The sequence below is a fragment of the Siphonobacter sp. SORGH_AS_1065 genome, from assembly GCF_030818595.1.
Taxonomy (GTDB): domain Bacteria; phylum Bacteroidota; class Bacteroidia; order Cytophagales; family Spirosomataceae; genus Siphonobacter.
This window is the reverse complement of sequence record NZ_JAUTAM010000004.1, coordinates 975,001-998,774: the sequence shown is the minus strand read 5'-3', so window position 1 is coordinate 998,774 and position 23,774 is coordinate 975,001. Positions and strand designations below refer to the sequence as shown.

Genomic DNA, 23,774 nt, shown 5'->3' with positions numbered 1-23,774 from the left:
GAGGGACTTTTTTCGTAACGAAAGGTGCAAGTGACTCTTTTCGCAAGTACACTTTCATCAGAACAATAACCAATCGCGAAACCGATAATTCTTTCAAAAAATGGCAAAGGAGACTTTTGACCGCTCGAAACCACACGTCAACATTGGTACTATTGGACACGTTGACCACGGTAAAACGACTTTGACTGCTGCGATCACGAAAGTTCTTTCTGAAAAAGGTCTGGCAGAAAAGAGAGATTTCTCTCAAATTGATAATGCTCCTGAAGAGCGTGAGCGTGGTATTACGATCAACACGGCACACGTTGAGTACCAAACTGAGAACCGTCACTATGCACACGTAGACTGCCCAGGTCACGCCGATTACGTGAAAAACATGGTAACAGGTGCTGCTCAGATGGACGGTGCAATCATCGTAGTAGCTGCTACGGATGGTCCTATGCCCCAGACTCGTGAGCACATCCTGCTTGCTCGTCAGGTAGGTGTACCCCAGCTTGTTGTATTCATGAACAAGGTGGATATGGTTGACGATCCTGAGCTGTTAGAACTTGTTGAGATGGAAATCCGCGAGCTTCTGAGCTTCTACCAATTCGATGGTGACAACATTCCTGTAATCCAGGGTTCTGCTTTAGGTGGTCTGAATGGCGAGCCTAAGTGGGTTGAAACGATCGATCAATTGATGGCTGCTGTTGATAGCTGGATCCCAACTCCTGCTCGTGAGACTGACAAGCCTTTCTTGATGCCTGTTGAGGACGTATTCTCAATCACAGGTCGTGGAACGGTAGCTACGGGTCGTATCGAAACAGGTGTAATCAACTCTGGTGATCCTGTAGAGATCTTAGGTATGGGTGCTGAAAACCTGAAATCTACGGTAACGGGTGTGGAAATGTTCCGCAAAATCCTTGACCGTGGTGAAGCTGGTGACAACGTAGGTCTGCTGTTACGTGGTGTTGAGAAAACTGATATCCGTCGTGGTATGGTTATCTGTAAACCAGGTTCAGTGAAGCCTCACGCTCACTTCAAAGCTGAGGTTTACATCCTTTCTAAAGAAGAAGGAGGCCGTCACACGCCATTCTTCAACAAATACCGTCCTCAGTTCTACTTCCGTACCACGGACGTAACAGGAGAAATCATGTTACCTGAGAACGTAGAGATGGTTATGCCTGGTGATAACATCACGATTGACGTAACTTTGATTAGCCCTATCGCTATGGATAAAGGTCTGCGTTTCGCTATCCGCGAAGGTGGCCGTACTGTAGGTGCTGGTCAGGTAACTGAAATCTTATAATTTATTATAAGCAGCAAAAGAAAGCGTCCTTTAATCGGGACGCTTTCTTTATTTAAAAATTATTTTTTGTTTTCAGAAAAAAAAGTCGGCCAAAAGTTGACCTAATTAAAACAAAAACGTATTTTTGCAGTCCCAAAATTAAGGTACAAGCACACACGGGCATAGTATAAGGGTAGTACAGAGGTCTCCAAAACCTTCGGTCTGGGTTCGAATCCTGGTGCCCGTGCAACTAAGTTTCAGGTTTAAAGTTTAAAGTGAATTCTGACATTATCTTGATAGTCAGGCTTTAAACTTTAAACCTGAAAGCTTTAAACTAAACACATGGAAAAGGTAACGTCATTATTTAAGGCTTCCTGGGACGAAGTGACGCAACACATCACCTGGCCTCCTTTCAAGGATTTGCAATCGAGCTCATGGTTAGTGTTGATCGCCTCTCTGATCTTCGCTATTGTAGTAGGTCTGATGGACGCGGGTTTCCAGAATTTGCTGGATCTTTTCTATAGCCTCTCCAAGTAAGTAACGCGTTTCCAGTTTGAGGTTTTCAGTTGACGCATTCATTCCGCTATCACTGGAAACTGAAGATTGAAAACTGAAAACTGAGAAGAATATGAGTAACGTGAATTGGTACGTTTTGCGGGCTGTTTCCGGACAAGAGAAAAAAGTAAAGTCTTATTTGGAAACGGAAGTAGCCAGACAAGAGCTTCAGGAGTCTATTCCGCAAATTCTGATTCCGTCCGAGAAAATTGTTGAAATGCGTAACGGTAAGAAACGCATTCGCGAAAAAGCATTTTTCCCCGGCTATATCATGATCTCGGCTGACTTGTCTAACGGCGAAGTGATGCACTTGATTACGAGTATGCCAGGCGTAATTGGCTTCCTCGGAAGTAATGATAAAGATAAAACCAAAATTCCTGTACCACTGCGAGCTTCTGAAGTAAAGCGTATGCTGGGTCAGGTGGATGAAGTCGTTGAAGAAACGTCTACCTCTTCGGTATCTTTCCTGAAAGGAGAATCAGTGAAAGTAATGGACGGACCATTCAGTGGCTTTACCGGCACCATCGAAGAAATCTTCGATGACAAAAAGAAACTTCACGTAACTGTTAAAATCTTTGGCCGAAATACGCCAGTTGAACTGAGTTACGCTCAAGTGGAAAAAGAGGGCTAATACGAACCATTCTTTCCGCAGATGTTGTGAGCCATCGCGGTACTGGCACTTCAAGCTTCCAAGGAATTGCCCCTTCGTTAATGCTTCTTTCGATAAATGTAACGTGGGCCTTAGAGCCTCAAATATTATTATACAATGGCTAAGCAAATCACCGGATATGTAAAGTTGCAGGTTAAAGGTGGTCAGGCAAACCCTTCGCCCCCAATCGGTCCGGCACTGGGTTCCAAGGGTCTGAACATCATGGAATTCTGCAAGCAGTTCAATGCTCGTACCCAAGACAAAATGGGTCAGGTATTGCCTGTACTGATTACGTACTACTCAGACAAATCGTTTGATTTCGTAATCAAAACTCCTCCCGCTGCTAACTTATTACTGGAAGCTTCTAAAATTAAGTTGGGTTCTGCTCAGCCTAACCTGAAGAAAGTAGGTTCAGTTAGCTGGGATCAGGTTAAAACTATTGCTGAAACCAAAATGCCTGATTTGAACTGCTTTACAATCGAAGCAGCAATGAAGATGGTTGCTGGTACAGCTCGCAGTATGGGTATCACGGTATCTGGTACTGCTCCCTGGCAAGAATAATTTCCTAACGGGGGAGAATAACCTTCAGCGTACCGAAGCACATTCGATATCACCCCAAAATAACCATTCTCATGGCTAAATTAACTAAAAAACAAAAAGAAGCTCGCTCGAAATTCGATCAGACTCAGGCGTACGAACTGGCAAAAGCTGCATCGATTTTGAAAGAGATTTCTTACACTAAATTCGACGCTTCGATTGATATCGACGTTCGTTTAGGTGTAGATCCTCGTAAAGCGGATCAAATGGTTCGTGGTGTAGTTGCACTGCCTCACGGAACTGGTAAAGATGTTCGCGTATTAGTATTATGTACTCCTGATAAAGTGGAAGAGGCGAAAGCCGCTGGAGCTGATCACGTAGGTCTGGACGAGTATATCGAAAAGATCATGGGTGGATGGACTGATATCGATGTAATTATTACCATGCCTACGGTAATGGCAAAAATCGGTCGTCTGGGTAAAATCCTGGGTCCCCGTGGTTTAATGCCTAACCCTAAATCTGGTACAGTGACTTTGGAAGTTGGCAATGCCGTTCGCGAAGTTAAAGCGGGTAAAATTGACTTCAAAGTTGATAAAACGGGTATCATTCATACCTCCATTGGTAAGGTCTCTTTTGATTCCGATAAGCTGGCAGAAAACGCTCTGGAAGTAATCAATACTCTGGTGAAGTTGAAGCCTTCTTCGGCAAAAGGTACATATGTGAAGAGCATCTTCCTGTCTAGTACCATGAGCCCGAGTGTACAAATTGATAAAAACACTGTAAACGGTCTGTAAGTCATGACGAGAGAAGAAAAAGGCTTAATCATTGAGGAGCTGGCTGAAAAGTTCAAGACCACTCCTTACTTCTATATCACCGATGCCGCTGGTATGTCTGTAGCTCAGACAAACGATCTTCGCCGCAAATGTTTCCAAGCTGGTGTTGAGTATCGGGTAGTAAAAAATACACTGATTGCTAAGGCTCTTGAGCAACTGGATACAGATTACTCTTCATTCAATGAGGGAGTATTGAAAGGATTCAGTGGTATCATGTTCCACACAGAGTCAGGTAAGGTTCCTGCGAAATTGATTAAAGATTTCATCAAGGAATCAGGTAAAGCTAACAAGCTGAAGTTTAAAGGTGCTTCTGTTGATTACAGTGTATTCGCTGGTGAAGATCAATTAGATACCCTGGTTTCTCTGAAATCGAAACAAGAACTCGTTGGCGAAATCGTTGGTCTGTTACAATCTCCTGCCAAGAACGTTATCAGCGGTCTGCAAGGTGGTGGCAACAAACTGGCTGGTATCCTCAAAACGCTTTCTGAGCGTCCTGAGTAATCCCCTCAATAAGCTGTTGAAGCTTATTGACATTGAAGTGGCTTCCAAGCCTGAATATATATCACTCTGTTTTTAACTCATTTCGAAAAAATTAAAATCATAATACAATGGCAGATTTAAAGGCATTCGCTGAGCAGCTTGTAAACCTGACGGTTAAAGAAGTTAATGAACTTGCACAAATCCTGAAGGATGAGTATGGTATCGAACCTGCTGCTGCTGCTCCCGTAATGGTAGCTGGTGGTGTAGGTGGTGGAGATGCTGCTCCTGCTGCTGAAGAAAAAACTTCTTTCGACGTAATCTTGAAGTCAGCTGGTGCTGGTAAACTTCAAGTAGTGAAAGTTGTTAAAGATCTTTCTGGTCTTGGCCTGAAAGAAGCGAAAGAACTGGTTGACGGTGCTCCTAAAGCCGTTAAAGAAGGTGTAACGAAAGATGAAGCTGAAGCACTGAAGAAAGCTCTTGAAGAAGCTGGTGCTGAAGTAGAAATCAAATAATTTCTATTGCACAGAGATTTAATCTCATGGTTAGGACCCAGTCTTTTGGCTGGGTCTTTCCTGCGTTAAAAGGTCTTGGTTTTGATAGACTTATTTTTGATCTTAATAATCTGATTATTAATTGATTAAAGATTAGTTGCTTTCACCTTGAAACTTAGATCGCTATTCATTTGTTGATTATAGACTTGGGCCTAAAGGCTTTGAGTACATGATCCCAAAGGATGAATCTTCATCCTACTAGTTCTTACCCCTGAGTATTAATTCCGACACACGATTCCACTCGTAGGGGAGTCGCAAGGGAATTAATGCTGTCAACTACGAGGTACTAATTTGAGATTTAGGCAAAAAGCCTGATCGATTTTCAAATAGTCAAATTCGGACTTTAAAAACCGTAGTGCCTTGGCAACAAACCGAACTTCCAGACACAACTTTGCCCGAATCCGTGCAGTCATTGATTACCCTGACTTCCTGGATTTGCAAGTAAAGTCCTTTAAAGAGTTTTTCCAGTTAGATACGCCATCTGACCGCCGGAAAAATGAAGGCCTTTTCAAAGTTTTTGCTGAAAACTTTCCTATTTCTGACTCTCGAGAAAATTATATTCTTGAGTTCGTTGACTTCTCTATTGATCCTCCTAAATACTCTGTAGATGAGAGTATCGACCGTGGATTAACGTATGCGTTGCCCTTAAAAGCGAAATTGCGTCTGCGTAGTGAAGATCCTGATAATGAAGACTTCGAAACTATTGAGCAGGAAGTTTTCTTAGGTAACATTCCTTATATGACCGAACGCGGTTCCTTCGTGATCAACGGAGCAGAACGCGTAATCGTGTCTCAGTTGCACCGTTCTCCTGGTGTGTTCTTCTCTATGAGTAAGCACACAAACGGTTCAAAACTGTACTCTGCTCGTATCATTCCGTTCAAAGGTTCATGGATTGAATTTTCGACGGATATTAATAACGTAATGTACGCCTACATTGACCGGAAGAAGAAATTCCCGGTTACGACGTTGTTACGGGCGATTGGTTTTGGTTCTGATAAAGAAATCCTTGATCTCTTCGGTCTTTCTGAAGAATTACAAGCTACTCCTGCTGCTCTGAAACGGGCGTTAGGTCGTAAGCTGGCTGCTCGTGTACTGCGTACCTGGCAGGAAGACTTCGTAGATGAAGATACGGGTGAAGTAATGTCTATCGACCGGAACGAAATCCTGATGGAACGGGATTCTGTTGTTTCGGCTGAAGACGTTGATATGATCTTACAAAGCGGCGTTAAATCAATCATCCTGCACAAGGAAGATATGAACATCGCCGATTATAACATCATCTACAACACTTTACAGAAAGATTCCGCTAACTCCGAGAAAGAAGCCGTAGAGCAGATTTATCGCCAGTTACGGAACACGGAAGCTCCTGATGAACAGACGGCCCGTGATATTATTCAAAGCTTGTTCTTCTCTGACAAACGTTACGATTTAGGTGATGTAGGTCGTTACCGGATTAACAAGAAACTTCAATTAGATATTTCAATGGATACGAAAGTTCTGACTACTCAGGATATCGTTTCTATCGTGAAATATCTGATCGGACTGATCAACTCGAAGGCAGTAGTCGATGATATTGACCACTTGTCAAACCGTCGCGTTCGTACAGTAGGTGAGCAGTTATATGCTCAGTTCGGTGTAGGTCTGTCTCGGATGGCTCGTACCATCAAAGAGCGGATGAACGTGCGTGATAACGAAGATTTCAAGCCCGTTGATTTGATCAACGCTCGTACGTTGTCTTCGGTTATTAACTCGTTCTTCGGAACTAACCAGCTTTCTCAATTCATGGACCAGACTAACCCGCTGGCTGAAATCACGCACAAGCGTCGTATGTCAGCTCTGGGGCCTGGTGGTCTGTCTCGCGAGCGTGCTGGTTTCGAGGTTCGTGACGTTCACTATACGCACTACGGTCGTCTGTGTACGATTGAAACACCTGAAGGTCCAAACATTGGTCTGATTTCTTCGCTGTGTGTACACGCGAAAATCAACTCAATGGGCTTTATCGAAACGCCTTACCGGATTATTAAAGATGGTAAAGTAACGGACGATTTACGTTTCCTGACGGCTGAAGAAGAAGATGGCCAGTACATTGCCCAGGCAAATGCGGCTGTTGATGAGAATGGAAATTTCGAAGTAGATCGGATCAAAACTCGATTTGAAGGTGACTTCCCAATGGCATCGCCTAGCGAAACGCAGTTGATGGACGTTGCTTCAAACCAGATTGTTTCGGTAGCAGCTTCGTTGATTCCCTTCCTGGAGCACGATGATGCGAACCGGGCCCTGATGGGTTCTAACATGCAACGTCAGGCCGTACCTCTGTTACGTCCTGAAGCTCCAATCGTAGGAACGGGTCTGGAAGCTCGCGTAGCGGAAGATTCACGTGCGATGGTTGCTGCTGAAGGTGACGGTGTCATCGAATCAGTAGATGCCACCAAAATCGTGGTTCGTTACGATCTAACGGATGAAGAAAAACTCGTAAGCTTCGATAGCGAAGTACGTACGTATAATCTGGTTAAATTCCGTCGTACCAACCAGGATACTTGTATTAACCTGAAGCCGATTGTATTCAAAGGCGAGCGGGTAGTAAAAGGCCAAATCCTGACGGAAGGTTATGCAACTCAGCAGGGTGAATTAGCCCTGGGTCGTAACCTGCTGGTAGCATTCATGCCCTGGCAAGGATACAACTTTGAGGATGCGATTGTGATTTCGGAGAAAATCGTTCGTGACGACGTATTTACTTCGATTCACATTGAAGAATTCGACCTTGAAGTGCGTGATACCAAGCGTGGTGAAGAAGAATTAACTTCTGAAATCCCGAACGTATCTGAGGATATGGTTAAAAACCTGGACGAAACCGGTATCATCCGGATTGGTTCTGAGGTAAAAGAAGGAGACATTTTGATTGGTAAGATCACTCCTAAAGGAGAAACCGATCCTACTCCTGAAGAAAAACTGCTTCGTGCCATCTTCGGTGACAAAGCCGGTGACGTGAAGGATGCTTCCAAAAAAGCACCCCCATCGCTCAAAGGTGTGGTAATCGATACCAAACTCTTTAAGCGTCCAAGCAAGGAGAAAGAAGTACGTGAGAAAGCGAAAGCAGATCTCAAAGTACTGATGAAGCAATACAGCCGTGACTTGAATAAGATCAAGGATACCATGATCGACAAGCTGGCTCAGTTGCTGGAAGGTAAAACTTCACAAGGTGTAAAACACAAGTTCGGTGATGAAGTAATGCCGAAAACGACTCGTTTTACCCGTGCGAATATTGAAAATTACTTATTCCCTGAAAAGAACCCTTACAGAGATGAAAGTAATTACGCCGTTCCTGAAGAAGTAAACCTGCTGACCGATCTGGATTTAAATAACTGGACGGATGATCAGCATATTAACGAACTCATTGTAACACTGGTTAAAAACTACATCGTTAATCGTAGTGAAGTAGCCGGTCACTTCAAGCGTGAGCGTTTTGCTTTGGAAGTAGGGGATGAGTTACCCGCAGGTATCGTACAATTAGCTAAAGTTTACATCGCTAAGAAACGTAAACTGAAAGTAGGGGATAAAATGGCAGGTCGTCACGGTAACAAAGGGGTAGTAGCCCGGATTGTTCGTGAAGAAGATATGCCATTCCTCGAAGACGGTACGCCGGTTAACATCGTATTGAACCCTCTAGGGGTACCTTCCCGGATGAACATCGGTCAGATTTACGAGACCGTATTAGCCTGGGCTGGTCTGAAACTGGGTAAAAAATACGCAACGCCAATCTTTGACGGAGCTACTGAAGAAGAAGTAGTGAGAGAATTGGACGCAGCAGGTCTGCCCTCGTTCGGTCGTACGTTCCTCTATGATGGTTTATCAGGAGATCGTTTTGATCAACCCGTAACGGTAGGTATCATGTACATGCTGAAACTGGGTCACTTGGTTGATGACAAAATGCACGCCCGTTCTATCGGACCATACTCACTTATTACGCAGCAACCGCTGGGTGGTAAGGCTCAGTTTGGGGGTCAGCGTTTTGGAGAGATGGAAGTTTGGGCACTCGAGGCCTTCGGTGCTTCTCACATTCTGCAAGAGATTCTGACGGTGAAGTCAGATGACGTGCAGGGCCGTGCGAAAGCGTACGAAGCCATCGTGAAAGGTGAAAACCTGCCTAAACCAAACATTCCTGAATCCTTCAACGTATTGATTCACGAATTGCGTGGTCTGGCGTTAGAAATCACGCTGGATTAATAAGTCTGAGAAATTAGTCAGAGTGAGAAAAACTTACTCTGGCTAATTTTAATTAAATACCAACTAGTGGTCTTGTTAATCACTAGATCAGACGGTTGAAATAATGTACAGGTAGATTAGTTCTATTTACCTTTCTGATTTGACATCGGAAAAGCCTGAGAAAGCATCATTTTCATTCAAAACCATATTTGAAAATGTCATTAAAGAAAAACAAAAAACTAAATAGTGACTTCTCGAAGATCACTATTAGTTTGGCGTCTCCCGAGTCGATTCTTGAGAACTCGTTCGGTGAAGTGACCCAGCCCGAGACGATCAACTATCGGACTTACAAACCCGAAATGGGTGGTTTGTTCTGCGAGCGGATCTTCGGCCCGGTTAAAGACTGGGAATGTCACTGTGGCAAATACAAGCGGATTCGCTATAAAGGCATTATCTGTGATCGTTGCGGCGTTGAAGTTACCGAGAAGAAAGTACGTCGTGAGCGGATGGGACACATCGAACTGGTGGTTCCTGTAGCTCACATCTGGTACTTCCGTAGCTTACCTAACAAAATTGGTTATCTGCTCGGAATTTCTTCCAAGAAGCTTGATCAAATTATCTATTACGAACGGTACGTAGTCGTTCAACCCGGTGCTAAAGCCGAAGACGGTGTGCAGATGCTGGACTTCTTAACGGAAGACGAATATCTGGATATCATCGACAAGCTGCCCCGTGAAAACCAATTGCTGCCAGACACTGATTCCAATAAGTTTATTGCGAAGATGGGTGCGGAAGCTTTGGAAATGTTGTTGTCACGCATTCAGTTGGATGAGCTTTCGTATGAACTGCGTCACGCCGCTGCTAATGATACGTCACAACAACGGAAACAGGAAGCTCTGAAACGTCTGAAGGTAGTAGAAGCCCTTCGTGATGCCAAGACTCGTATTGAAAACCGTCCTGAGTGGATGGTGATCCGTATGGTTCCTGTTATTCCACCCGAATTACGTCCGCTTGTCCCTCTGGATGGGGGTCGTTTTGCTACGTCTGATTTGAACGATTTATACCGTCGTGTAATCATCCGTAACAACCGTCTGAAGCGTCTGATCGAAATCAAAGCTCCCGAAGTAATCCTCCGTAACGAAAAACGGATGTTACAGGAAGCAGTAGATTCGCTCTTCGATAACTCACGGAAAGTAAACGCCGTTCGTTCAGAAGGTAACCGTGCCCTGAAATCACTTTCAGACATGCTGAAAGGAAAGCAGGGACGTTTCCGTCAGAACTTATTAGGTAAGCGGGTGGATTATTCAGGTCGTTCGGTAATCGTCGTTGGTCCTGAATTGAAACTGCACGAATGCGGTCTGCCTAAAGATATGGCTGCCGAGTTATTCAAGCCGTTTATTATTCGGAAACTGATCGAACGTGGTATCGTTAAGACCGTAAAATCAGCTAAGAAAATCGTTGACCGGAAAGATCCCGTTGTTTGGGACATTCTGGAAAACGTACTGAAGGGTCACCCTGTATTGCTTAACCGGGCTCCAACGCTGCACCGTTTAGGTATTCAGGCTTTCCAGCCCAAGCTGATTGAAGGTAAAGCAATTCAGTTGCACCCACTGGTTTGTACGGCATTCAACGCTGACTTTGACGGTGACCAGATGGCCGTTCACGTTCCCCTGGGACATGAAGCCGTTCTGGAAGCCTCTCTGTTAATGTTGGCTTCGCACAACATTCTGAACCCTGCCAACGGTGCTCCCGTTACGGTACCTTCTCAAGACATGGTTCTTGGTCTGTACTACGTAACGAAAGGCCGTGTGCACACGGAAGAATACCCGATCGCCGGAGAAGGTATGACATTCTACGGTGCAGAAGAAGTGATTATTGCCGTAAACGAAGGTCGTATTTCGAAACACGCCAATATCAAGTGTAAAGTACGGGTTCGTAATGAAGATGGTACATTCGAGACCAAAATCATTGAAACCGTAGCGGGTCGTGTACTCTTCAACCAGGCAGTTCCTGAAGAAGTAGGTTACCTGAATGAACTGCTGACGAAGAAAAAACTTCAGCAAATCATTTCTCACGTATTCAAAATCGCGGGTGTTGCCCGGACTGCTCAGTTCCTCGATGATATCAAGGAATTAGGTTTCCGGATGGCATTCAAAGGTGGTTTATCTATCGGTCTGAACGATATTAAAATCCCTGAAGTAAAAGACGAGTTACTCGTTGGAGCAGAAGGTGAAGTGAAGGGCGTTTGGGATAACTACTATATGGGTCTGATTACAGACAACGAACGTTATAACCAAATCATTGATATCTGGACTCGGGTTAACTCGAAAATCACAGATACACTGATGAAACAACTGGAAACAGATCAGGGTGGATTTAACTCGATCTACATGATGATGCACTCGGGAGCCCGTGGTTCTCGCGAGCAGATTCGTCAGTTGGGTGGTATGCGGGGTCTGATGGCCAAACCTCAGAAGAACTTACAAGGTTCGGTTGGGGAAATCATTGAGAACCCGATCCGTTCGAACTTCAAAGAAGGTCTGGATGTATTGGAGTACTTCATCTCTACGCACGGTGCTCGTAAAGGTCTGGCCGATACTGCCTTGAAAACGGCGGATGCTGGTTACCTGACTCGTCGTCTCCATGACGTAGCCCAGGATGTGGTTATCAATGAAGAAGATTGCCAAACGCTGCGTGGTATTACCATTTCGGCTCTGAAAGAAAACGATGACGTGGTTGAACCGCTGTCAGAACGTATTCTGGGTCGGGTAACTACCTACGACGTAGTTGATCCTCTTTCAGGAACAACAATCGTAAAAGCGGGTGATGTTATCGATGAAGATAAAGCCAAGCAGATTGACGAAACCAGCATTGAAAGTGTTGAAATTCGTTCGGTATTAACCTGCGAAACTCGTAATGGAGTTTGTGCCAAATGTTATGGACGTAACCTGGCAACGGGTCGTATGGTGAACATTGGTGAAGCAGTAGGGGTAATTGCCTCACAATCCATTGGTGAGCCTGGTACGCAGCTGACTCTTCGTACATTCCACGTAGGGGGTACTGCTCAAAACATTGCTCTGGATGCAAGTATCCGGGCGAAGTTTGACGGTATCGTTCGTTTCGAGGAATTACGTACGCTGGAAACGCAACGTCCAACGGGTGAAGACACCCTGGTAGTAATGGGTCGTTCAGGTGAACTTCAAGTTGTTGGAGCTCCCGGAACTACGTATGCTGGTCAGGTTCTGATCTCAACGAACGTACCTTATGGTGCTTACCTGAGCGTGAAAGACGGAGAAACGGTAACTAAAGGCCAGGAACTTTGTGCCTGGGATCCTTATAACGCCGTGATCTTGAGCGAAATCAGCGGTAAAGTTGATTATGAAGCCATTGAAGACGGATTAACCTTCAAAGAGGAATTTGACGAAACTACCGGATTTAAAGAGAAGGTAATCGTTGAAAGCCGTGACCGTACGAAAAACCCAACGATTTGGGTTAAAAACGATACGGAAGAGGGTTCTCGTGGGTATAACATGCCTGTAGGTGCTCGTCTGGGCGTAGAAGTAGGAGCTGAAATCAAACCAGGTCACATCCTGGCTAAGATTCCTCGTTCGGTTGGTAAGACCCGGGATATTACCGGTGGTCTGCCTCGGGTAACGGAATTGTTTGAGGCTCGTAACCCATCGAACCCTGCAGTTGTTTCTGAAATCGACGGTGTGGTTTCTCTGGGTGCTGTAAAACGTGGTAACCGTGAAATCTTCGTACGTGGTAAAGACGAAACGGAGAAAAAATACCTGGTACCAACGTCTAAACACATTCTGGTTCAGAACAATGACTTCATCAAGGCGGGTCTGCCGTTATCCGATGGAGCCATTACACCAGCCGATATTCTTTCGATCAAAGGGCCAACCGCCGTTCAGGAATACCTGGTAAATGAAATTCAGGAAGTATACCGTCTGCAAGGGGTAAAAATCAACGATAAACACATTGAATGTATCGTTCGTCAGATGATGCAGAAAGTGGAAATTATCGACTCAGGCGACACGAACTTCCTTGAAAATCAAGGTGTAGATAAGTGGACATTCCGTACTGAAAACGACGCGATCCTGGATCGTAAAGTAGTTATCGACGCGGGTGATTCAAGTAACGTTAAGTTAGGTCAGATCATCACTGCTCGTCAGTTACGCGATGAAAACTCATCTCTGAAACGTCAGGATAAAGCTCTGGTACTCGTTCGCGATGCCATGCCAGCGGTATCTCGTCCAACGTTGATGGGTATTACACAAGCGTCTCTGGGTACTGAATCGTTTATCTCAGCAGCCTCGTTCCAGGAAACTACGAAAGTACTTTCGGAAGCAGCCGTTCGTGCGAAAGCCGATCGTCTGGAAGGTCTGAAAGAAAACGTTATCGTAGGGCACCTGATTCCTGCAGGTACCGGCGTTCGTCGCTATCAGGACCTGCTGGTAACCAATCCAGAAGAAGGAGAGAAATTCACTGAAAGCAAATCTACTTCTCGTAAGAAGAAAGAGCTAGCTTAAGTCAATTCTCTTAAACAATAAAAAAGCCCCGTTCGGCAATTGCTGAACGGGGCTTTTTGTTGGTAATTCAACAAAGACTGACATAAATAACATCCAAAATAATTTAGATCAGTCTTTGTTAAATGTACTATTTTTTAGTGTGCTTGGCTCGTTCGCGAGCTTCTTCTGCATCCAGCAGAGCGTCCACTTTTTGTTTTTCGAGGGTCGAAGCTTTTACTTCACCGGAGGTATCACTTTCTCCGTCGGCAACTGTATCGACGATTGGCATTTCACCCGTGCGTTCTACTTCAGTCAGCTCAGCCGTTCCTTCGGGTCTATCTTTGATGGGGACACCCTGGGTTCCCGGATCTTTTGTATTAGAGGTGTGATTGCTCATGACTTTTTCACGTTGGTTGAGCTTTGTAAAATAAAAAGGTCATTCCAATCCTGAAATTGGGGAATTATATCCAGAGCTTATAAATAACTCCAAAGGCGATGACGTTGCCGCTTTTTAAATGCTCCATAGGCTTTACATAAAGGGTACAAAAAGGCTAAGACCGTAAGCCAAACCAAATAAACTCCCCAGATAGGAAGCCCAACATGAGGAGTAACCCCAGCACTGCCATTCTGAAAATTCAGATTTTCCCAGGAAATGCCTTGATAGAGGTGCAGTAGTACTGAAAGTCCGTGGATGAGGTAGAAATGCAACACATAATAAAACAAAGGCACTTTCCCATATACTTCAATCCAGGAAAAATAACCTGTATTACGACCTTCCAATAAAGATAAGGCCAGTAAAGCGGGGCCAAGGGTCATTAAGGTATAAAGCAGGGAAGGGGGATACTTAGATGTATTAATGAAGGAAAGAAAGGTAATACCGAAAGAAGAGTACGATTGCCAGGGGGAGGGGTCCCCATAGTGATTAATCCAGCGAATAATTACGAAAAGAAGCAGAGCTCCTAAACCCAGAGAAGCCAACCATTGCTTTCGCTCAGCAGAGCTAACCTGAGGGCGAAATAAGGCTCCTACTCCATAACCTGTTAACAAAATTCCCGCCCATGCTAAAAAGGGATAAAGATTCAGCAAGAAACGACCTGAACCGATAGGGAGCGATCCTGGTTGATGGCTAATCCAAAGTAAAGAACCTTCAGTGGGGGCGATAGTGTCTAGTAAATTATGCCCTGCAATGATGAGCACGCCAAGCAATAAAATAGCATAACTCGGTAGCCCAAGTAAAGCACTTAGAAGGAGAAGGCTTATACCAATCGCCCAGATTACCTGAAGTGTGATAAAAGAAAAATGAATATCAAACCATAGTCCGAAGGTAATTACGGTTAATTCGAGAAAAATAAGCCAGAGGCCACGGGTGAATAGAAACCATCGGTGTTGACGAGTCGTTTTTTTTAGCCCAGATAGATACGCTGAAATTCCCGCTAGAAATACAAAGTTGGGAGCACAGAAATGAGTAACCCAGCGGGTGAAAAATAATAAGTAAGAAGGGTATGCGAGGTCCAGTGGGTTAGAGAAAAATGCATTTACATGTAGGTATTCACGGCAGTGATCAAGAGCCATGATCATCATAATTAAGCCACGGAGCCAGTCTATGCTACTGACTCTGGAACGGTAAGAGATTGATAACGACATGGTTAGGAGGGGAGATTTAGCCTCAAGATACAAAGTTTTTATCTGTAATGAGGCTAAATCCTACCAGGAACTTACATGGTCATAATGGAAGCCATGGACTCAATGCCGTCCCAAAGGTTTTGCAAACGAATGTTCTCGTTTTCGCCGTGTTGGTTACTGTCGTAATTGGCAATGGGAACGGTAATAATAGCTTTTTGCTGAAGAATATCGCTGAACAGATACAGCGGTAAGCTTCCCCCTAAAGAGGGCATGATTACGATCGGATCTTTGGTAGTACTTTGTACAGCTTTCACTACTTTCTGAGCAATGGGTAAATCCAGCGGCGTTCGCTGAGCCCGGTATCCTTTCAGAGGTTTTACGCGGGCCACGAGTGGATAGTTGAGTAACTCTTCCATCGTGGGTTCTTTATCCGTTACATAATATCCCTGAGCTTTCACGTGGTTAATGAGTTTTTGTACCTGTTTATGAGGGTCATTACCCGCTACCACCCGCAAATCAAGCGTAGCTACAGCCGTGGAAGGAATGACGTTTGCTGCCTGAGCCCCAACGCCAGCACTAACGATGCCGTTGATATTTAAGGATGGTTCATTGATTAATTCAGCTAATGTTTTACCCGCTCCATCCGTTTGTCCAATGCCTAGTTCTTTCTGAACTTCCTTTTCAACGGGAGGAATCGCCGCAATGGCTTTCTTTTCTGATTCGCTTAAAGGCGTTACATCATCATAAAAACCCTTGATTAATACTCGGCCAGAATCATCTTTCATCGACGAAAGTAACTTTGCCAGTCGCATGGCAGGGTTAGGGGCCCAGTTGCCGTAGTGGCCGCTGTGCAGGGGGCGACGCGGGCCGTAAGTAGCGATCTCAACATTAATATCACCCCGACAACCGAAAACAATAATCTTGTTACCTGACTGGTGAACAGGGCCATCGCAGAAAATCCAGCAATCGCCGTCGAGCAGATTCTTGTATTTGGTTAAATATTCACCTAAATGCTGCGAGCCGTTTTCTTCCTCGCCTTCAAAGAAGAATTTGAGATTATAGGTGGGCTTGATGCCACTTTTCAATAAAGCTTCATAAGCCGAAAGAATGGCAAAAACACCAGCTTTATCATCGGTTGCACTACGGGCGATGATGCGATACTCCGGCGAAAGCTTACCTCTCGTTTCAGCTTCGGATAAAATCTTTCCGCCATTTTCAATGGAATTCGTGGCTAATACGGGTTTGAATGGGGCTGTTCCCTTGGCCCATTTTGATGGATTCGTCGGCTGCCCATCGTAATGAGCGTAGAATAAAAGCGTCTGCGTAGCTCCAGGAGTTTTCACTTCACCGAATACTACGGGCGGGGTTTTCGCATCCAGTTCTAATAATTGTACCGGAATTTTCATCCGCTTCATCAAATCCTGAATGAAAAAGGCATTCTTGCGAACGTCATTAGTGGTATCAAGCAGAATATTCGGAATGGATAAAAACTTAAAGTATTCCTGCAATAAAGCTTGCTCATTTTGCTGACGATACGCCCGCACTTTAGCGGGTGTCTGGGCAAAAAGTGTGGGAATACTAAATAGAGCCCAAAGGCAGAGAAACCATTTTTTCATAGGCAAGACGTTTAGGAAAGCCTATAAAGAAAAAAGGATATACTCGTCTTTACAAGTATATCCTTTTGAAAAGGGTAGAAAAGTCGAATGATTATACGGGGTCCACGTCAATGACGATACTCACGCCTTTAAAATCCTTAAGGGTTACTACTTCCTCAATTGTTTCTTTGATGAATTCTTTAATGGCTTTCAGATTGAGGTTTCGCTCAAACTTTAGTAACACATCAAAAAGAAACTGATTCCGAATTCGCTCGACGAGGGGCGTTTCCGGTCCTTTCACGCGATCACTCCCCAATTTTTGCATCAGTAGAGTGGCCAGTTTTTTAGAAGCTGCCTCCGCTACCTGCTGCTCAATATGGCGGGTTGTTAAGCGAATAACCCTTGAAAAAGGCGGATAGGCGTACGATTGTCGTTCCTCGATTTCCTCCGCATAAAAACCCTCGTAATCGTTGGTAATAATCTTGGCCAGCAGCGGATGCTGGGTATTATTGGTCTGAATTAATACGCGACCCTGTTTACCACTGCGTCGACCCGAACGGCCAGAAACCTGCGTTAATAACTGAAAGGAACGCTCGGTTGCCCGGAAGTCGGGAAAGTTAATCATGCGGTCGGCATCGAAAATGGCGACCAGACTTACTTTGTCAAAATCGAGGCCTTTGGAGACCATCTGTGTTCCTACAAGCATATCCGTTTCGCCTTTTTCAAAATCAGAAATCATCTGCTGAAAAGCGGTTTTCGAGCGGGTCGTATCCAGATCCATCCGTTGAATGCGGGCGGCGGGAAAATGCAGCTGTAAATCTTCTTCGAGTTTTTCGGTACCAAATCCCTGCGTTCGCACTTTCGTACTTCCGCAGGCGGGGCAAGTTTTGGGTAGCCGCTCTTTATGGCCGCAGTAATGACAACGAAGCTCGGCATCGCGTTGGTGATACGTCAAACTCACATCGCAACTATCACACTTAGCAATCCAACCACAATCATCACAAGTCAGGTAAGGTGAGTAACCCCGGCGATTTTGAAAGAGAATGGTCTGCTCGTTTCGCTCCAGATTTCCACCCAGTTCAAATAATAACTCACTCGAAAAATCGCCCTTCATGGCTTTATTCTTTCGGGCCTGCCGAATATCAATAAGCTCAATGGAAGGCAACGAAGCATTTCCAAATCGCTCTTTTAGTTCCACAAGCCCGTACCGACCCTGTGTAGCATGGTAATAACTTTCAATACTGGGCGTAGCGGAACCCAGTAATACCTTAGCTCCCTGCATTTTAGCAATTACCAGGGCCGAATCCCGGGCATGGTAACGTGGAGCGGGATCATACTGCTTGTAACTAGCTTCGTGCTCTTCATCGACAATGATTAACCCCAAACTATCGAAGGGCAGAAAAATGGCCGACCGTACGCCAATGACAAACTGAAAACGCCCGGAAAGCACACCTTTCCAGACTTCTACGCGTTCGTTATCCGAGAATTTAGAGTGGTAAATCCCAACCCGTTCCCCAAAAATCTTTTTCAGACGGACGACGATCTGGGTTGTTAAAGCAATTTCGGGTAATAAGTATAAAACCTGCGAGCCGCTTTCTAAAGCTTGCTCGATCAGGTGAATGTAAACTTCAGTTTTACCAGCTCCGGTTACGCCGTGCAGTAATACGGTATCTTTTTCCTGAAACGATTGCGTTACTTCTTGTACCGCTCGCTGCTGGGAATCCGACAGCACAGGCATGGTGGCAATCGTGCCCGTATCTTCAGCAAAACGACTGATGACGATATCAAAACTTTCGAAGACTCCTTTTTTTAGTAAGGTATCCAGCGAAGAATCTGATAACTCATCGTTTTTTGAAAACGTAGACTTAAGTAACCCCTCAGTATTTTTTTCCGGATCGCGAAGGGCGGGCACATGCCGGAGGTATTCGAGTAAAATATCTAACTGTTTGGGCGTTTTCTCCAGTTGCCCAATCAAGGTTTTTAAGTTTTCAGGATCGGCGAAAAAGGAAGTTAACCGAACTTTACGAACAACTTTGGGCGTATATTTTTCACGAACTTCTTCAAAAACGATAACCGCCCGTTTGCCGATGAGCGACTTGATGAGGTGATACACGTTTTTAACATCCGCAAAGCGGGCCAGCTCGTCGTAACTCAAAGATTGCTTGGCTTTGATTTCTTCAATGATTTCCTTTTCGCGGGGCGTGAGTAAATCCGGGTGTTCAAAATCGGGATTATACTGTACCTTCGACTGACTCGAAATCTTCAATCCCGAGGGAAGAGCCACGTTCATCACTTCCCCGATATGGCACATGTAATAATCGGAAATCCACTGAAATAACTCTAATTGCCAGCGAGTTACCAGTGGCGTGTCGTCTAGTACTTCCAGAATGTATTTGGCCTGATACTGTTTAGGCGGCTGGTTATGAATGCGGGCAATAAGAGCCGTAACAATTTTAGTTTTTCCAAACTGAACAATCACGCGGGCACCCATTTGTAACTGTCCCGTGAATTCCCGGGGCACGCGATAGGTATATAAGCGGGGAATCGGAATGGGCAGAATAACGTCGGCAAACTGCGTTACCTCTTCCGTAAAATCGAGCTGATTCATACAGGCAAGTTAAGATGAATGCAGAATCAGAACGTCTGAGTCGTGATTTTAATTCGAAAGTAAGCCCCGTAATGACAAAGGGAGATTCTATTTACGCCTGAGAATGTGTAACTTTGGGTTTTTACAAGTGCATCATATGGCAAAACCATTTAACGTCGTTTACGAGGACAACCACCTCATCATCGTCAACAAAGCAGCGGGGATACTCGTGCAGGGAGATCAGACGGGCGACAAAACTCTTTCCGATTACGTTAAGGAATATATCAGCGTAAAATATAACAAACCCGGAGCGGTTTTTCTGGGAACGGTACACCGTCTGGATCGCCCGGTGAGCGGGCTGGTTGTATTTGCCCGGACCTCCAAAGGCCTCGAACGCATGAATGAACTATTCCGTCGCCGGGATATTCAGAAAACGTATTGGGCCGTTGTGGGTAAAAAGCCCGAGCAGAAAAGCGGAAAATTAACGCATTGGCTCGTAAAAGACGAGGCTCGCAACGTAGTAACGGCTTACGATTACGAAAGACCCGGCTCGCAAAAGGCGGAGTTAACCTACAAGTTAATTGGTGAAATGAATCACCATTTTTTACTGGAGGTGAATCCCGTAACGGGCCGTCCACATCAGATTCGGGTGCAACTGGCCTCGATGGGCTGTCCGATTCGCGGTGATTTGAAATACGGTTACCCCCGTCCGAATCCCGACGCAAGCATTAACCTGCATGCCCGCCGTTTATACTTTATTCATCCCATCAAAAACGAAGCCGTGATTTGTAAGGCGGCAGTTCCGCAGAATTCGTTCTGGGAAGAGTTTTTAGAATTTGACGAAGAAGTAAACGAAGCAATTCACCACGGATAATTTTTCCCCTCTGCATTCTAACCAGATCATGAATATTCTCGAAAAGATTGTTCTTCATAAACATAAAGAAGTAGCTCAGGCGAAAGCCAATATTACGGCTCGTGAACTTGAACTGTTCCCTAGTTTCGGACGGGCCACTAACTCTTTATCCCAGCGATTACGTCAGGAAAATTCTTCCGGTATTATTGCCGAATTCAAGCGTAAGTCTCCCTCCAAAGGTATCATTAATGACCGCGTGAAGGTAGAGGAAGTTACCTTCGCTTACTCTGAAGCCGGAGCCGCTGGACTATCGGTTTTGACGGACGAAGAGTTTTTCGGAGGGAATGCCGACGATCTGCAACTGGCTCGTAAGTCCAACCCCGGAACGCCGCTGTTACGGAAAGAATTTATTGTTGATGAATATCAGATTCTGGAGGCCAAAGCTTGGGGTGCTGACGTAATTCTGCTGATTGCTGCTTGTTTATCTCCTGAAGAAATCAAACGTTTCGGTCAGTTTGCTCAGTCCATTGGTCTGGAAGTATTACTGGAAGTTCACGATCAGGAAGAACTCGAACGCAGTCTGAATCCTTACCTGAATATGGTAGGGGTGAATAACCGTGATCTGAAAACATTTCATGTTTCAATTGAAACCTCGCTTAAGCTCGTAGAACAAATACCTCAAGAGTTTGTTAAGGTATCAGAAAGCGGGTTAAGTAGTACAGAAACGATTCATCAACTCCATAACGCAGGGTATCGCGGCTTTTTGATTGGTGAAAATTTTATGAAAACGTCCCAACCCGGTGAGGCCCTGGCCGATTTTGTGGGAGGTTTACAGTACGTGACTTTATAAGTGCCCCGTGTTTTTCCCTTTGTTGTACCTAAACTCCAGAAACCTATGCGAATTAAAGTCTGTGGAATGAAAGAGGAGGGAAACCTTCAGGATTTACTTGAGTTACAACCCGACTACGTAGGATTTATTTTTTACGAAAATTCTCCTCGGTTTATGGGAGAAACACTCGATGCGGAAGTCGTGAAAAGTGTACCTAAAGACACAAAAAAGGTCGGCGTTTTTGTGAATGCCAGCATCAACCAGATCGTTCAGACGGTAAAGACCTACGGACTGGATTTCGTGCAGTTGCACGGCGATGAAATGCCGGATTTTTGCCGCAGCTTACAATTCAAGGGAATCAACATCATCAAAGCTTTCCGGGTAGATGAGACGTTTAACTTTACTCAACTGAACAATTACAAACCCGTTTGTGATTACTTTCTTTTCGATACCAAAGCTGCTGCTTATGGAGGTACCGGAACAGCTTTCGAATGGAGTTTGTTGAAGAGATACGATAATGAAAAGCCTTTCTTCCTTTCGGGAGGAATTTGCCTGGAAGATGCCGAAACCATTCTGGAACTGAAGGAAAAAACGGGTCTTCGCATGCACGCTGTAGATATCAATAGTAAGTTTGAAGAACAACCAGGAATAAAAAACATTGAAGCCGTGCGGGAATTTATTCAGCGGCTAAAGGTGGAAGAAATTGAAGCCTGAGAATGTCTTTAAAAGTGTTTATGATAAGGGACCGGATTCGGTCCCTTATTTTTTTATGGGAATGAAAATTCAGTAAGTAACATCCATTTCAAAAAGAATGAACTTTCGCCCATAGCATCCATGTGCTGAGTTACAGTAAGGATGTGCTACTAGCAATAAGGGTCTATTTTCGATTAAAAGAGAAGAACCTGCTGGATTTCCGAATCTTCATAAAATTTATCTATCCGATAGGCAATCAAACCAAAAACTTTTCTAAGTTTGCCGTACAATTGAATTCGAAACGAAAATGAACAACTCATTCGCAAAAGCATGGTGGTGGCAACTGGGAATCCTCGGTTGAACAGCTTTCTTTTGCGTAAGGAGTAATCCTCTATATCACACGCCCGCTGTTCAGCTGAACAGCGGGTTTTTTATTAGTCAAAAATCAGGATTATGAAGATTGCAGAGCAGGTTAACAATCCTTATCAGGTTAATGAAAAAGGGTATTATGGTCCCTACGGTGGAGCCTTTATTCCCGAAATGTTATATCCCAATGTTGAAGAACTACGGGAAAACTACCTGAAAATTATGGCCGATCCATCGTTTCAGGCCGATTTTGAACACTTATTAAAGGATTACGTTGGTCGCCCCACGCCACTGTATTTCGCCGAACGCCTTTCGGAGGCTTTTAACGCGAAAATTTATCTCAAAAGAGAAGACCTGTGTCATACTGGAGCTCATAAGGTAAATAATACCATCGGTCAGATTCTTTTGGCCAAGCGTTTGGGTAAACACAAAATTGTAGCCGAAACCGGAGCTGGCCAGCATGGAGTAGCAACGGCCACCGTTTGTGCTCTGATGGGACTCGAGTGCATCGTATATATGGGTGAGATTGACATCGAACGTCAGGCTCCCAACGTAGCCCGCATGAAAATGCTCGGAGCGGAAGTCCGGGCAGCAACCAGTGGTTCACGTACCTTGAAAGACGCAACTAATGAAGCCATGCGTCACTGGATTAACAACCCCGTCGATACGCATTATATAATAGGTAGTGTCGTAGGACCTCACCCATACCCTGATATGGTAGCTCGTTTCCAGTCAGTGATCTCCGAAGAAATGCGGAACCAATTAGCAGAAAAAGCAGGAACAGAATTACCCGATTACGTGATTGCCTGCGTAGGAGGAGGTTCTAATGCAGCCGGAGCATTCTATCATTTCTTAAATGAAGAATCCGTAAAACTGGTTGCTGTAGAAGCGGCCGGTAAAGGAGTGAATTCCGGACAATCAGCAGCTACTACCTTCTTAGGGAAACCAGGGGTGTTACATGGCAGCCGCAGTATCCTTATGCAGACGGAAGATGGACAAGTGGTAGAGCCCTTCTCTATTTCGGCAGGACTTGATTATCCTGGTATCGGACCTATGCACGCCAACCTGGCCACGAGTGGTCGGGGCATTTTCAGAGCTGTTACGGATGAGGAATCGTTAGCCGCCGGATTCCAACTAGCTAAACTCGAAGGTATCATTCCTGCTTTAGAGTCAGCTCATGCTTTAGCCGCTTTAAAGACGTTGACCTTAAATCCTGATGATGTAGTAGTGGTTAATCTTTCTGGTCGCGGTGATAAAGACCTTTCTACTTACATGAAATTCTTGTAGGCCCTCATGAACAGCATTGAAACAATGAATCGGATTACTCAGCTTTTTCAGCAACAATCTCAGAAGTTGCTTAATGTATACTTCACAGCCGGTTTTCCTCAATTAACCGATACGCGTATCATCCTAAAAAGTCTTCAGGAGGCTGGGGCCGATTTAGTAGAAATCGGTATGCCTTATTCTGACCCCGTAGCCGATGGCGAAACCATTCAGGATTCGAATCAGCAGGCTTTGGAAAATGGGATGAGTGTGAAAATGCTTTTTGAACAACTCAAAGGCATGCGTGAGGAAATCACCGTCCCTGTATTATTGATGGGTTACATTAATCCCGTCATTCAATTTGGCATTGAAGCCTTTT

Annotated in this window: 18 protein-coding genes and 1 tRNA gene (1 of these 19 running past the window's edge); 15 read left to right on the top strand and 4 right to left on the bottom strand. The window is 44.8% G+C overall.

The genetic code is table 11. The annotated features are described in order from the left end of the window. The first annotated feature begins 100 nt into the window (after nucleotides 1–100). The 10 genes from tuf (at nucleotide 101) to rpoC (ending at nucleotide 13,607) form a co-directional block, all read left to right on the top strand. Complete coding sequence (gene tuf, locus QE390_RS04840; RefSeq protein WP_106637227.1) at nucleotides 101–1,285, top strand: elongation factor Tu; 1,185 nt, start codon at nucleotides 101–103, stop codon at nucleotides 1,283–1,285. Nucleotides 1,286–1,440: 155 nt separating this feature from the next. Beyond that, nucleotides 1,441–1,511: transfer RNA gene (locus QE390_RS04835), tRNA-Trp, on the top strand. 95 nt (nucleotides 1,512–1,606) lie between these two features. After that, entirely contained in the window at nucleotides 1,607–1,801 is a 195-nt protein-coding gene (gene secE, locus QE390_RS04830; protein WP_094815107.1) for a preprotein translocase subunit SecE, read from the top strand. A gap of 91 nt (nucleotides 1,802–1,892) precedes the next feature. Beyond that, nucleotides 1,893–2,450, top strand: coding sequence for a transcription termination/antitermination protein NusG (gene nusG / locus QE390_RS04825; RefSeq protein WP_106637228.1), 558 nt, complete (start codon nucleotides 1,893–1,895; stop codon nucleotides 2,448–2,450). 135 nt (nucleotides 2,451–2,585) lie between these two features. Then, nucleotides 2,586–3,029, top strand: a complete 444-nt coding sequence (gene rplK / locus QE390_RS04820) for a 50S ribosomal protein L11 (protein WP_106637229.1) — start codon at nucleotides 2,586–2,588, stop codon at nucleotides 3,027–3,029. Between the two features lie 71 nt (nucleotides 3,030–3,100). Then, entirely contained in the window at nucleotides 3,101–3,799 is a 699-nt protein-coding gene (rplA, locus tag QE390_RS04815) for a 50S ribosomal protein L1 (RefSeq protein ID WP_106637230.1), read from the top strand. Nucleotides 3,800–3,802: 3 nt separating this feature from the next. Continuing rightward, entirely contained in the window at nucleotides 3,803–4,339 is a 537-nt protein-coding gene (rplJ, locus tag QE390_RS04810; protein WP_106637231.1) for a 50S ribosomal protein L10, read from the top strand. Between the two features lie 107 nt (nucleotides 4,340–4,446). After that, entirely contained in the window at nucleotides 4,447–4,830 is a 384-nt protein-coding gene (rplL, locus tag QE390_RS04805; RefSeq protein WP_106637232.1) for a 50S ribosomal protein L7/L12, read from the top strand. Between the two features lie 399 nt (nucleotides 4,831–5,229). After that, on the top strand, nucleotides 5,230–9,093 hold the full coding sequence (gene rpoB / locus QE390_RS04800; protein ID WP_106637233.1) for a DNA-directed RNA polymerase subunit beta: 3,864 nt from the start codon (nucleotides 5,230–5,232) through the stop codon (nucleotides 9,091–9,093). 194 nt (nucleotides 9,094–9,287) lie between these two features. Then, the gene (gene rpoC / locus QE390_RS04795; protein WP_106637235.1) at nucleotides 9,288–13,607 is read left to right on the top strand and encodes a DNA-directed RNA polymerase subunit beta'; all 4,320 of its coding nucleotides are present in this window, start codon (nucleotides 9,288–9,290) and stop codon (nucleotides 13,605–13,607) included. Nucleotides 13,608–13,734: 127 nt separating this feature from the next. On the opposite strand, the gene QE390_RS04790 is transcribed toward rpoC, so the two are convergent. The 4 genes from QE390_RS04790 to priA all read right to left on the bottom strand — a co-directional run bounded on the left by QE390_RS04790 (nucleotide 13,735) and on the right by priA (nucleotide 19,412). Continuing rightward, nucleotides 13,735–13,983 carry a hypothetical protein gene (locus QE390_RS04790; RefSeq protein WP_106637236.1) on the bottom strand — a complete coding sequence of 83 codons (249 nt, stop codon included), beginning with the start codon at nucleotides 13,981–13,983 and terminating at the stop codon, nucleotides 13,735–13,737. 77 nt (nucleotides 13,984–14,060) lie between these two features. Continuing rightward, complete coding sequence (locus QE390_RS04785; protein WP_307141309.1) at nucleotides 14,061–15,230, bottom strand: DUF1624 domain-containing protein; 1,170 nt, start codon at nucleotides 15,228–15,230, stop codon at nucleotides 14,061–14,063. A 71-nt stretch (nucleotides 15,231–15,301) separates the two neighbouring features. Continuing rightward, nucleotides 15,302–16,825, bottom strand: coding sequence for a M20/M25/M40 family metallo-hydrolase (locus QE390_RS04780; protein ID WP_307141308.1), 1,524 nt, complete (start codon nucleotides 16,823–16,825; stop codon nucleotides 15,302–15,304). A gap of 91 nt (nucleotides 16,826–16,916) precedes the next feature. Further along, nucleotides 16,917–19,412 carry a primosomal protein N' gene (gene priA, locus QE390_RS04775; RefSeq protein WP_307141307.1) on the bottom strand — a complete coding sequence of 832 codons (2,496 nt, stop codon included), beginning with the start codon at nucleotides 19,410–19,412 and terminating at the stop codon, nucleotides 16,917–16,919. Nucleotides 19,413–19,548: 136 nt separating this feature from the next. On the opposite strand from priA, the gene QE390_RS04770 reads away from it, so the two are divergent. The 5 genes from QE390_RS04770 to trpA all read left to right on the top strand — a co-directional run. After that, complete coding sequence (locus QE390_RS04770; RefSeq protein WP_106637240.1) at nucleotides 19,549–20,265, top strand: RluA family pseudouridine synthase; 717 nt, start codon at nucleotides 19,549–19,551, stop codon at nucleotides 20,263–20,265. Between the two features lie 28 nt (nucleotides 20,266–20,293). Further along, nucleotides 20,294–21,094: an indole-3-glycerol phosphate synthase TrpC gene (gene trpC / locus QE390_RS04765; RefSeq protein ID WP_106637241.1), complete on the top strand. Its 801-nt coding sequence runs from the start codon at nucleotides 20,294–20,296 to the stop codon at nucleotides 21,092–21,094. A 45-nt stretch (nucleotides 21,095–21,139) separates the two neighbouring features. Beyond that, entirely contained in the window at nucleotides 21,140–21,787 is a 648-nt protein-coding gene (locus QE390_RS04760; RefSeq protein ID WP_307141306.1) for a phosphoribosylanthranilate isomerase, read from the top strand. A gap of 432 nt (nucleotides 21,788–22,219) precedes the next feature. After that, nucleotides 22,220–23,419 (top strand): tryptophan synthase subunit beta, encoded by a 1,200-nt coding sequence (gene trpB, locus QE390_RS04755; RefSeq protein WP_307141305.1) that lies wholly within the window; start codon nucleotides 22,220–22,222, stop codon nucleotides 23,417–23,419. A gap of 24 nt (nucleotides 23,420–23,443) precedes the next feature. Further along, nucleotides 23,444–23,774: the 5' portion of a tryptophan synthase subunit alpha gene (gene trpA, locus QE390_RS04750; protein ID WP_307141304.1), read on the top strand. 449 nt of this gene lie beyond the right edge of the window; the window shows 331 of its 780 coding nt (coding positions 1–331); it begins with the start codon at nucleotides 23,444–23,446; the stop codon falls past the right edge of the window.